Genomic DNA, 13,056 nt, shown 5'->3' with positions numbered 1-13,056 from the left:
ATATTATTTTTATATTATTTTTTTATTCTTTATTTTAGATTTTTTAATTTTTTGTTAAATTTGCATTATTCTCCATACATTAATAAATATTAATAAATATTAACAAATATTAACATATACTATATGGAAATATGAAAATATAAAATTTAAAATTAGTCTACATAAATTTACACATTTACGCGGTGAAATAATGAATTATTTTGATTTTAGTGCAGAAGAGATTAAAGAAATATTAATTTCAACATTTGCAATAGCAATTATATTCGCATGGCCTTTAAATTTAAACCAAGCGGGATTGATAGACTTATTAATCGCTTTAATAGCTGTAGGTACTGGTTTTATATTCCACGAATTAGGTCATAGAACTGTGGCAAAACATTATGGCGCTTGGAGTGAATACCGAGCTTGGTATGAAGGTTTAGCAATAGCTTTAATATTAAGAATATTAATCGGAATAACTTTCATAGCCCCGGGTGCAGTTTATATAAGTAAAGAGTACCTTACCTACGAGGAAAATGGTAAAATTTCAATAATAGGACCTTTAATAAACTTCGGATTGGCATTTGTATTCCTAATCCCGTTAATTTTAGGTATGAAAATGCAAAATATATATTTAGTAAATTTAGGAATTATGGGCTTTTTGGTAAACATAACACTTGCATGGTTTAATATGCTACCTATCCCACCATTTGATGGTTCAAAAGTATTAAGTTGGAATAAAGGCATATGGATAGGAGTTTTCGGAGTATTTACAATCTTCTGGTTATTCAATAGTACAATTGTAAATACAATAATCAGTGCATTATTATAATGTGGTTAAATCTAGAAAAAATATAAAATTAGGGGATTTTATGGAATTTGAGTTATGGGTACGGATTATTAAAGAAAACATTTCTAAAAAGCAAGTAGACCCTTGGAATATCAATATTTCAGATATTGCAAATGAATATCTAGAAACGATTAAAGAGTTACGAAAATTTGACATAAGACTCTCTGCAGATGTCGTTTTAGTAGCTAGCATTTTGCTAAGGATGAAATCTGAAATTTTATACGGGGAATGCGAGAATGCTTTCGATGATGAAGAAGAGGAAGGGGAAGAGGAAATCAACGAGGATGATAGAAGGGATGAAGAATACAACGATTTAGAAACTCAACCTATCCCTGTAATAATGGACGAAAAAACAAATGAGAAACCTACAAAACAAACCACTGTAACTTTAGATGGTCTTATAACTACGTTACAATCGGAACTTAATAAAATAAAATCCAAAAAACCTAGAAAAAAAAGAACTCAATCTCCCGGTACCATTGCAACCAATTTAAATAATTTAATCGAAGAAATGATTGAAGAAGACGATATTTCAGATATTATGGATTATATAATCGAAGAATTGGAAAATTCAAAAGATGGAAATTTTATATTCCAAGAAAAATTTGATACGAGAGAAAAAGTTATAAAAAACTTTTTACCATCCCTGTATTTAGCAAATGACGGTAAAATAGATTTATTACAGGAAGAATTATTTGAAAAATTATATGTTCAATTAAAATCAAAACAATGAATAAAAAGAAAACAGAAAAACTAAAAACTAAGAAATAGAAAAAATAAAATAGTGAAGTTATAGCAAATTAAATTCATAAATATTTAATTCATATTCTTTTTTATCATTTTTAAGGTCTTTAAGAATTAATTTATCGTCAATAATATTATTTAGGATTCCGTTATAAATTTTACCAGTGTATATATGTTTTAAAGTAATTTCTTTACCAATAGATTCTTTTAGTGCCATATTCTCATTAACTATGGCATTAACGGCTTTATTTGAATAATACAGACCTTTTTTAGTTTCTTCACCAAAATAAGCAGAAGTCAATTCCATATCTTCAATAAATGCTTTTTTATCTTTATTTGCAACTGTATCGCGTAATTTAATACATTCATTTATAAAAGTGTCGTGAACGTTTGTAACCCGGTCATTGTTCATTTGAATATCGGCGTATAAATTTGCATTTTGCCCTACGATTCTACCGACCATATTAATCATCATTTCATAAATCGGAGATGCAAAATTCCTGGAGTCCTTAATACTTACGCCAAGCTCTCTAAGGGTAGAGCCTAATGAAATATGGACAAAGTGAGTTAAACCTTGAATTACGCTTATAATTTCATCATGCTGTTGGGGGGTAACGACGATTACCTTCGCCCCCGCATTTTCTAAGAACTCTTTAACTCTCTCAAAGTGCTTATTATCACACTTCTCCACGGGTGTAAGAATTACAACTTGTTCAGCAATTGAAGGTACTGAAGGTCCAAACATTGGGTGGGTTGGAATAACAGAAACACCTTTTTTTGTAAATTCTATCATTTTTAAAGACGGTTTTTCCTTAACTGAAGTCATATCCATTAATATGCTACCTTTTGGTACATGGGGGGCTACTTCTTCTATAACTGACAGGGTATGACTAATGGGTACTGCTATTATCACAATATCTGCTTTTTCTACGGCATTAATATTATCCGAACAATAGTTTACGCTGAGTTCTTGGCTTACAGCACTGCCTTTTTCTTTATTTCTACCTGTAACGGTTATTTCAAAATTAAAATTGTCATTTTTTTCTTTTAAAAATTTGGCAAACCATTTTCCAAGACCATCGGTTCCACCAATTATGGAAACTGAAATTTTTGAACGTTTTAAATCCATAATATCACAAATAAAATTGATTAAGTTATAAATTCTATAAAATTTTATAAAAAAATATATTGTCTTTGCTATTATATTATAATATCACAAATAAAATGATTTATAAAATGAAATAACCATAAAATGTATTCAAAAAAATAATAATTAAGAAAGAATGGAATTTAAAAATATAATTGATATTTAATTAATCAAATTAAATCAATTACATCATTGGAGGCATACCGCCCATTCCGCCCATTCCTCCCATATCCATATCAGGAGCTCCTCTTAATTTTTCAGCAGCAATTACATCGTCAATTCTTAATAACATTTCTGTTGATTCAGCAGCTGACTGAATAGCTTGTGTTTTAACTCTTAATGGTTCAACAACGCCGTTTGCACACATGTCTTCAACTTCGCCAGTGAATACGTTTAAACCAGCGCATTTGTTGTTACCTGCGTGAGCAGCTCTAACTCTAACTAAGATTTCAATAGCGTCTAAACCAGCGTTTTCAGCTAATGTTCTTGGAATTACTTCTAAAGCATCAGCGAAAGCTCTAACAGCTAATTGTTCTCTTCCATCGATTCCTTCAGCGAATTCTCTTAATCTCATGGATAATTCAACTTCTGTTGAACCTCCGCCTGAAACTATTTTACCATCTTCGATTGTACATGCTACAACACCGATAGCGTCGTCAACAGCTCTAGCTACTTCTTCAATAACGTGGTCTGTTGTACCTCTGATTAACATGGTAACCGCTTTAGGAAGTTTGCATTCTTTAACAAAAATCATTTTGTCTCCTGAAATTGCTTCTTCTTCTACGATTCCAGCGTCACCTAAGTCTTCAGCTGATAAGTCTTTGATATTTGTGATGATGTTAGCGCCTGTAGCTTTTGCTAATTTTTCCATATCTGACTTTTTAACTCTTCTTGCAGCCATGATTCCTTCTTTAGCTAAGTAGTGTTGTGCTAAGTCATCGATACCTTTTTGACAGAATAATACTGTAGCTCCTGCGTTTTTGATTTCAAGAACCATGTCTTTTAACATTTTTTCTTCTTGTTCAATGAATTCCATTAATTTTGCAGGGTCTGTGATTCTAATTTCAGCGTCTGTTTCAGTTTCTTTTACTTCAATTGCACAGTTTAATAATGCAATTTTAGCACCTTCAACTTTTTTAGGCATTTGTGCGCTTACTCTTTCTTTGTCGATTAAAACACCTTTAACTAATTCGGTTTCATCGATTGAAGCACCAGCTTTTTTCTCAATTTTGATTAAGTCTTTTTCAACTTCTCCGTTTTCGCTTACTGCAGATACAGCATCAACAATGATGTCAGCTAATTTAGCTTTAGCTTTTTCAGCACCTTTACCGGTGATTGAGGTCATTGCGATTTTTGTTAAGATTTCCTTGTCTTCTGAGCTTACTTCGCAAGCAATTTCTTTTAAAACTTCTTGACATTTTTGAGCAGCCATTTGGTATCCTTTAACAACGATTGTTGGGTGTACGTTTTGGTCTAATAATTCTTCAGCTTTTCTTAATAATTCACCAGCTGTAACAACAGCGGTTGTTGTACCGTCTCCAACTTCTTTTTCTTGTGTTTTTGCTACTTCGATTAACATTTTAGCAGCAGGGTGTTCAACACTCATTTCTCTTAAGATTGTTACACCGTCGTTTGTTACAACAACATCTCCCATGTCGTCAACTAACATTTTATCCATTCCTTTTGGACCTAATGTTGATCTAACTGTTTCAGCGATTATTCTACCAGCTAAGATGTTCATTCTTTGAGCATCTCTACCCATGTATCTTTTCATATTTTCAGGTAATACACCTTGGTTTGGACTTGCCATAATAGCACCTCTCAATATTTCGGCTTTTTTTACTTGTTAAGTTTTATTAAGTTAGTAATAAATAATATTATAAAAAAATTCAGACGGTCAATTGTAACCACTTCGGTATATATATGACTAATAGGGAATATATAAAGATTTTTACTTCGTATAATTAAATGTTTCGATATTATAAATATTTAAAAAAACATGTTTTAAACTTTTAAACTTTTTGAGTTAATGTATTGTTAAATTTATAAAAAATAAAAAAGAATGTGATGAATGAGAAAACTAAATAATAACCTTTTCCCCCAAAAAGATTATCATTTATAGTACAACCCCTTATAACACCGTGTTTCCCATCCCCGTTAAAACAGTCTAACTTAAAACAGCATAGATTTGATAGTTATGGCTATGATGTAGTGCCCGCCTCCCTCCCAAAATTAGACTTTCCAACTATTCTAAATAATTAGGTATTAAATTATTCGATTATCCTAGTTAATTTATTTATTTTAATTACGTCCCTATTATATTATAAGTTATTATATCTTTATATATTTTATCATTTAATTTAAGAATGTTTATAAGAATATTAGGCGTCTAATTATCCTTATGGTTAGATATATGCTAAAATTTAACTGATTAGCCTTTAATTTAAAAATATATCTTTTTTTTAAACGATATTACAAAATATAATGGCTTTGAATCTTCAAAATAATGAATTATGATACTAATTTAGCGTCATATTATAATTTAAAAAAAAATAAAATATAATAAAAATATAATAAAAATATAATAAAAATATAATAAAAAAGAATTAATAAATATTTTATTTAGCGTACTTTATTTTTTGTACAAATAATAATGAAATACAAGAAATTACAGCGCCGATGACAAATGGTATTTTCCAGTTTACAAGCCATAATGCACCACCAATTAAGGGCATTAAAACCGCTAAAATGTGATTTATTGTAAATCCTGTCGCCACAGAAGGTGCAATGTCTTCAGGTTCAGCTGTTTTTTGGAAATATGTATTTATACCTATTGCAAAGTTAAAAAAGAAGTTGTCCACGATATACATAAGGGCGGCAACTAGTGGATTTTCTACAAAGGCATATATAAGAAATACGAATATTAACATCGTATATTCGATAGATAACATCTTTTTTTCGCCATATACGTTAATATATTTAGCAATTTTCGGATAAACCAAAAATGAAATGATATTATTCATTATAAACAAAGTAGTTACTTGTATTACGCTAAAATGATATTTTTCAACCAATAGGAACAATACGAAGACCATAAATATTTGTCTTCTCGCACCACTAAGGAAATTAAGCACATAATAAAGCCAGTATTTGCTCTTTATCATCATTTTTTTCTTTTGAGGAGTGGTTTCCGGAACATTTGGAGAATTTAATAAGAGATATAATCCTCCAAGTGATATAATTGACCCCAATACTAAATAATTATATTTCAATGACCAATATGATGCGGTAAACCAGATTATAATCCCAATTATTATATTGCCCAACGCAGAAAGGCTTTTTATTTTTCCAAACATTAAAGGAGCCTGACGTTTTGTAAAGTGTTGTAATGTCAAAGATTGATTTGTGGTTTCGAAAAAGTGGAACCCTAACGACATCATAAATGTTGTAAACATTAAGCCTTCTACGGATGGGAAATAACCTGTTAACGCAACCCCAATTCCTGAAATAACTATGGATAACGCAGCTAATCTGTGTTCTTTTATTATTAACAATATATAAACTACTAAAAATGTTAGAAATCCTGGTATCTCTCTAATAGATTGAATCATACCAACCTGCAAACCATTGATACCTACGATATCCACCCCAAAGTTGTTAAACAATGTATTCCATATTTGCAAACCTATTGTAGCGAGGATGGATAACGGTATTAAATAATAATACATAGGATTGTTTTTTAATTCTTTAAATTCTTTCATATATACCATCAAATACGTAAGTGTTACTAATTTAATCTTTTTTTAAGTTATATTAATTTAATTTTTTATTTTTCTATTTTTTGAGTATTAATTGATTAATATTTACAAGTTTTGATATATAGTCTTATTCATGAGTAAAATATATCTTTAATTGTGCTTAATAAATTTAAGCATAGTTAAATATATATACTAGAAACACTAACCTATTATTACAAGAAATTGGAGGTGTAAAAAAATGTTTTCTAGAACAGGGCTCAAAGGTATCAAAGCTAACAATTAATGAAATATGTTATTTAAATACAAAAATAATACAAAAATTCAAGGGGGTGTACGAAAATGTTTACCAGAGTAGGACCTAACGGTATCAAAATTACTCCTTAATGAATTATATCACTTAATAATACAAAATGACTTTTAATAAGATTTTATTAAAAATTTATTAATAATTAATATCTACTTAATCGTTATGAATTAATCATGCTATTTTATAATATTATATTTACTAGAAAATTATTTTACATGTGTTATTGTTATTTTTACAGATATTTTTACAGATATAACTATAATTTTTATAAAAACATCTACATGCTCTTTAATGATTTTATTTTTATTTTTATTTTTTCGCATATTCAATGGCCATATTTGTCATTATCGAATATTACCTAATTAATTTTATATATTATGTGCCCATAGTATTATTGTCCAAATTTTGGATTCAATTAACGTAAAATTTAATTTTAAATCTATTAATATACAATATATCATTAATTATGTGATATATAATTTATACAAAATTTACATAAAATTTAATTTACAACCACTATTTGGGGATAAAATGGAAAATAACGAAAAAACCATTGAAACCGTAAGTGGTACTGAAAATACTATTCAAAATACTGTAAAAGCTGAAGCTGATATCAAGGAAGATTCTGAAGTTGAAAATACAAATACGCCAGATACTTTAGACTCTGAAGTTATAATCTCTTTAAGAAACATATGGAAAATATATCCTATGGGAGATTATAAAGTTACAGCACTTAGGGATATTAATTTAGATATCCGAAAAGGAGATTTTGTAGCAATTATTGGTTCATCAGGTAGCGGTAAATCAACCATGATGAATATGATAGGCTGTTTAGATATACCTACAAAAGGGGACGTTTATCTATACGATAAAAATATATCAAAGCTTTCAGAATCTACCCTATCAGAATTAAGGGGTCGTTCAATTGGTTTCATATTTCAGCAGTATAATTTAATACCAAGTATGAGTGCACTCGAAAATGTTATGTTGCCCTTACAATTCCAGGATGTAAACGACAAAGATGCAAAAAAAAGGGCAATACGCGTTTTAGAAATGGTTGGTCTAGGGGACCGTATAAAAAATTCACCTTCCCAACTTTCGGGAGGTCAGCAACAAAGAGTCTCTATTGCTAGGGCTTTAGCTTGCAATCCTGACATACTGCTTGCAGATGAGCCAACCGGTGCTTTAGATAGTAAAACAGGTACTCAGGTTTTAAAAATATTACAAAAATTGTGGAAATCTGGTAAAACAATAATCATGATTACACACGATTTAAATCTTGCAAAATATGCAAATACGCAAGTTGAATTAAAAGACGGACAAATTGTTCGAAATGAAATAAATAGAAATCGGAAAGATTTTGAAGATTTGGATGATTTAAATTTGGAATAGATTAGCTAACAGATAAGAATTTAATAAAAAATAATACTGATAATATTGTAATACAGACAGTAATACTAATAATAAGAATAATAGCAATTTTGAAGAGGGTAATTATGTTGGAGAATTTTAAAGAAATGAAATTAGGAATGAAATTTGTATTCCTATACTACGCATTAGCATCAGTTTTTGCATTAATGGGTACTGCTACCGCTATGGCATACCTCGAACCTAGATTATTAACAGGATTTTTCCAGGGAATGCCTGCAATTGCAATAAATATATTAGTGTTTGGTATTTGGACAGTGCTTACTTACGGTATCTATTCTGCAAAGAAATGGGCTGAAAAGGGAGTGCTTGCCTGGAATGCTTATGGGGTCCTGTTTTCTCTAATAAACCTAGTCATGGTTATCACAATGCCTGATTCACTATTAAATACCTTGCCTGCAGATATGAAGGCTGAAGTATTGGCAGGAACGACTGCAGCTGAAAGTGCAATGATTTTAGAAGTTATGAAATACAGCGTAATTGCATCAGATATCATCGTAATATTGATATCCGGAGGCATATTGTATTACATATTAAAAAATAAGGATTACTTTAGGAATTAAATAATATTGTATTCTTAAAATACTTTATTTTTATATTATTTTGTATTATATTGAATTAAAATTAAAAATAACTAAGATAGCCAAGATAATTTAAATAATAAGGATAATAAACGTACCAAATATGGAATGTAGGCTAAAGAATATGGAATACGAAATACCGAATATAAACTATAAAATATAAAATAATTAATCTAAAATTTCCAAAACATTATAATTTACAATTTACAGTAAAGGTGTAGAAATGAATATTCAAAGAATTATCACGTTACTGTCGGTTCTATTAATTTTCACAATACCGGCATATGCAGAAACTGCAGACTATACATACAGTGATTTGGCAAAGTTCAATGACCCTGAAGTAATTCAATTAATAAACATGAAAATGGTTAATCAGAACCCCGACCCTGCTATTGCAGGTGACGTATTCGAATTTAGAGTCAGCGTAGAGAATATTGGTGGTTTATCTGATGGAAATTATATTTTAGAGGTTAACCCAAAATATCCTTTTGAAGCCGTACCTGGCGAATCATTAAAATCACAAATCGGAGTTATTGCAGATTACCAAGATGGTAAGGACGCAATTATCTCAAAATTTAAATTAAAAGTTGCAAAAGGCGTATATGCAGGAGACTACCCTGTTGAAATAATACTTTACAAAGTGGGCGAAAAAGACACTGGTTTAAAGAAAGAAGTATATATTAACGTTGCAAATAAGGAAGCTACAGAAGTTAAAATAAGTAAAAAGGAATTCAATGCCGGAGAAACTACTAAAATGGTATTTACCGTTAAGAATGTAGGTTCTGCTAATTTAAAAGATGTAACATTCTCATGGGATACTGCAGATAATGTTTTATTACCTGTAGGTTCTGGCAATTCAAGATATATTCAAGAATTGGATGTAGGTCAGTCTACAAATATTGAATATGACGTTTCTTCAAGTACTGACGCAGACCCTGGTTTATATCAGTTAAATATTAACATGACATTTAATGATTATAAAAATGGTAGCAAACAATCAATACTTACAACAGCCGGAGTTATAATAACCGGTAATACAGACTTTGAAGTAGTTTATTCAGAAAATCAAGGTAATTCATATTCATTTTCTGTTTCAAATACTGGAAAAATTCAAGCAAACTCTGTTTCAGTAAGTGTGCCTAGACAAGACGGTTGGAAAATATCGGGACCAGATACGGTAATTATAGGTAATTTATTACAAGGAGATTATACCTACGCAAGTTTTAGCTTACTTCCTGAGGAAGATACTCAAAATATTACTATAAGTGTAAAATACACTGACGACAAGGGCGTTAGGCAGACCCTTAAAAAAGTAGTAAACTTACCCGATAATGTAGACAGCATGTCAGAATTCAGTGGATTAAAAGGAACTAATGACGAAACTGAAGGTATGGACTATAGCTTTGTGCCATATATAATAGTTGGCATATTATTAGTTGGTGGTGTAGCATATTACATCATTAGAAGAAGAAAAAATTCAAAAAATAAATTAGATATTTAATCTATCTAATATTCTTATATTAATATCTATTTCAAAATATTTCCAAATATTTTTTATTTTAATTTACTAAAAATTTAAAATAATCGCTTAATTTAAACAAATACCCAAAGGGTGTAACTGTGAATAAATTAAAACTATTTAACATGTCAATAAACATGGTTAAAAACAGTAAATTAAGAAGCTGGTTAACCATAATAGGAATCGTAGTTGGCGTGGCTTCAGTTATTACCATAATTTCCACGGGTGAATTATTCCAAGATAAAGTTTCCGAAACTATTACAAGCTTCGGAGGTAGCACGATATCTATACATGCGCAAAGCAACGGTGAAAGTTCTATTCATGATAAAGACCCCGAACTTACCCGTACTGATGTAATGGTGCTACAAGGTCTGCCCGTTGTGAAATACGTTAATCCGAAAGTGTCGGTTTTTGCAGAAGCCACGTATGGAACTAAAAAGACTAATTTTTATGTAGAAGGTGTTGACCCAGGAGTTTGGCCTCAAATATCCGACCAAAAATTGCTTGAAGGTAGAATGTTTTCACCATCCGATAGAAATGTAATTTTAATTACGAAAGATGTCGCAGAGAATTCATTCGATAGAGAAGTTGGTTTAAACCAAATGATAAATTTAAATGGAAAGTCTTTCAGAGTAATTGGTATTTTAGATGATAATAGGGGAATGAGTAGCTTTTTCGCATCTGGAGTATATATTCCATACAAAATGGCTTATGAAATACCTGAAAAAGAAGGATTGTCAAGAACTAAAAAAAGAGACGTTTATGATTCTATAGAAATCAAATTAGTTGATGATGCGGATTATAACTATTCAATGAATTCAATTAAAAAAGCTCTTAGGACTTCAAGACACGTAACCGAATCTAACGAAGACTTTACGATATTCTCTTCAAAAGATATATTGGAAGGTACAAAAGATATATTGAATTACATAACAATATTCCTGGCATTTATTGCGGGAATTGCCTTACTCGTAGGCTCTTTAGGTATTGCAAACACCATGTTTACTTCAGTTTTGGAGAAAACAAAGGAAATAGGTATTATGAAAGCAATAGGTGCTAAAAATAGGGATATATTAATGTTATTCTTATTTAATTCAGCATTAATTGGTCTAATTGGCGGTATGTTGGGGGCAATAATCGGAATTGTAATTACTCAAATCGTAGCTTACGCAATAGCAATGCAAATGCAAACACCATATGAGTTCGTAATCAGTATAAACGGTATTATAATATCATTGGCTGTATCAATACTTGCAGGACTTATTTCTGGAGTTGTACCTGCTTATAACGCTTCAAAATTGAAACCTGTAGATGCTCTAAGACACGATTAATATAAAATTAAAATATAATAAAAATATAATAAAAATATATAAAATTAAAAAATATAATAAAAATATAAAACAAATATTCTATTTTTTCATTCTTTTTTAATTTTTCAGTTTTATTCTTATTTTATTTATTAAATAACAATATAATTTAATAAATAAGTTAAATAAATTAATTTGAATTTATAAATATATCCATAAAAATAAATAGTATAAAAACAAAACCTCTATAAAAATTAGGTTGATATAACATGTACGCAGTTTTGATATTAGAAGATGGAACGGTTATACAAGGAAAAGGATTCGGGGCAGAATCCGAAGTTTTAGGCGAATTGGTTTTTAATACAAGTATGACTGGTTATGTGGAAGTTTTAACCGACCCTTCCTACAAAGGACAGATTGTTACTATGACATATCCATTAGAAGGAAATTACGGTGTAGAAAAAGAATGGTACGAGTCTGAAGCAATCCATTCAGAAGGTTTTGTCATAAAAGACCTTACAAGCAACGAATTAGACGATTTTTTAAAAGAACATTCAATCCCTGGAATTTATGGCGTAGATACAAGATATATCACCAAAAAAATAAGGTCAAAAGGTGTGTTAAAAGCACTTTTAAAATCTTCAAAAACTGAAATAAAAGAAGATGAAATAGCAAATCTTGTAAAAAAGGTATTAGAATACCAAGATATTTCAGAAATAGAATTAGTTTCAAAAGTTTCAACAACTAAAAAAATAGTTCACAATCCTAATAACGAAAATAACAATAACAATAACAAGGACGCAGTAAAATGTGTTTTAATCGATTGTGGTGTTAAATCAAGTATCATAGATTGTTTAACTGAAAGAAATTGTGAAGTTATTCAAGTACCTTACAATACAACTGCAAAAGAGATATTGGATGAAAAACCAGACTTTGTTTTAATTTCAAATGGTCCTGGAGACCCTGAATTGGTAACTGAAACAATTGCTACAATAAAGCAATTAATCGGCAAACTTCCAGTCACTGGAATTTGTATGGGTAATCAGTTATTAACTTTGGCGTTAGGTGGTAAAACTTACAAGCTTAAATTTGGTCACAGGGGTGGAAACCAACCTGTTAAAGATTTAGAAACTGGAAAGGTTTACATGACTTCACAAAACCACGGTTTTGCAACAGATTACGAAAGCATACCTGAAGGTTATGAAATAGCAAATATTAATTTAAATGATAACACTGTGGAAGGAATCCATAAATTGGTTGTAGAAAATGAAAGTAATACAAAAATGCCAGTTTGGAGTGTACAGTACCACCCAGAAGCAGGACCTGGTCCACACGATGCAAGATTTTTATTCGATAAAATGATAGAAATGGCATTAGAGTACAAAAATTAAACTTAAAATTAAAAATTAAAAATTAAATAAATTCTCATTTTCATT

The 13,056-nt window shown here is 29.9% G+C and carries 10 protein-coding genes; 7 read left to right on the top strand and 3 right to left on the bottom strand.

The window, feature by feature from the left end; genetic code table 11:
* Positions 1 to 190: 190 nt before the first annotated feature.
* Positions 191 to 811 carry a site-2 protease family protein gene (locus J2127_RS01420; RefSeq protein WP_209731659.1) on the top strand — a complete coding sequence of 207 codons (621 nt, stop codon included), beginning with the start codon at positions 191 to 193 and terminating at the stop codon, positions 809 to 811.
* A gap of 40 nt (positions 812 to 851) precedes the next feature.
* A complete protein-coding gene (locus J2127_RS01415) occupies positions 852 to 1,562 on the top strand; it encodes a segregation and condensation protein A (protein ID WP_209731658.1) in 711 nt (236 codons plus the stop codon).
* Between the two features lie 57 nt (positions 1,563 to 1,619).
* Here the strand turns inward: J2127_RS01415 and J2127_RS01410 are convergent, their stop codons facing one another.
* The 3 genes from J2127_RS01410 to J2127_RS01400 all read right to left on the bottom strand — a co-directional run bounded on the left by J2127_RS01410 (position 1,620) and on the right by J2127_RS01400 (position 6,490).
* Positions 1,620 to 2,702: a prephenate dehydrogenase/arogenate dehydrogenase family protein gene (locus tag J2127_RS01410; RefSeq protein ID WP_209731657.1), complete on the bottom strand. Its 1,083-nt coding sequence runs from the start codon at positions 2,700 to 2,702 to the stop codon at positions 1,620 to 1,622.
* 202 nt (positions 2,703 to 2,904) lie between these two features.
* Positions 2,905 to 4,530, bottom strand: coding sequence for a thermosome subunit alpha (thsA, locus tag J2127_RS01405; protein WP_209731656.1), 1,626 nt, complete (start codon positions 4,528 to 4,530; stop codon positions 2,905 to 2,907).
* An 808-nt stretch (positions 4,531 to 5,338) separates the two neighbouring features.
* On the bottom strand, positions 5,339 to 6,490 hold the full coding sequence (locus tag J2127_RS01400) for an MFS transporter (protein WP_209731655.1): 1,152 nt from the start codon (positions 6,488 to 6,490) through the stop codon (positions 5,339 to 5,341).
* A 1,003-nt stretch (positions 6,491 to 7,493) separates the two neighbouring features.
* Here J2127_RS01400 and J2127_RS01395 point away from each other — a divergent pair.
* The 5 genes from J2127_RS01395 (at position 7,494) to carA (ending at position 13,011) form a co-directional block, all read left to right on the top strand.
* A complete protein-coding gene (locus J2127_RS01395; RefSeq protein WP_245326422.1) occupies positions 7,494 to 8,177 on the top strand; it encodes an ABC transporter ATP-binding protein in 684 nt (227 codons plus the stop codon).
* Positions 8,178 to 8,281: 104 nt separating this feature from the next.
* A complete protein-coding gene (locus tag J2127_RS01390) occupies positions 8,282 to 8,776 on the top strand; it encodes a hypothetical protein (RefSeq protein ID WP_209731653.1) in 495 nt (164 codons plus the stop codon).
* Between the two features lie 241 nt (positions 8,777 to 9,017).
* Complete coding sequence (locus tag J2127_RS01385; RefSeq protein ID WP_209731652.1) at positions 9,018 to 10,295, top strand: COG1361 S-layer family protein; 1,278 nt, start codon at positions 9,018 to 9,020, stop codon at positions 10,293 to 10,295.
* Between the two features lie 119 nt (positions 10,296 to 10,414).
* Positions 10,415 to 11,644 (top strand): ABC transporter permease, encoded by a 1,230-nt coding sequence (locus J2127_RS01380; protein ID WP_209731651.1) that lies wholly within the window; start codon positions 10,415 to 10,417, stop codon positions 11,642 to 11,644.
* A gap of 245 nt (positions 11,645 to 11,889) precedes the next feature.
* A complete protein-coding gene (carA, locus tag J2127_RS01375) occupies positions 11,890 to 13,011 on the top strand; it encodes a glutamine-hydrolyzing carbamoyl-phosphate synthase small subunit (protein ID WP_209731650.1) in 1,122 nt (373 codons plus the stop codon).
* Positions 13,012 to 13,056 lie beyond the last annotated feature (45 nt).

Source organism: Methanococcus voltae (genome assembly GCF_017875395.1).
GTDB classification, from domain to species: domain Archaea; phylum AGJL01; class Methanococci; order Methanococcales; family Methanococcaceae; genus Methanococcus; species Methanococcus voltae_C.
The sequence above is the reverse complement of the archived record's forward strand: the minus strand, read 5'-3'. Positions and strand labels throughout refer to the sequence as shown.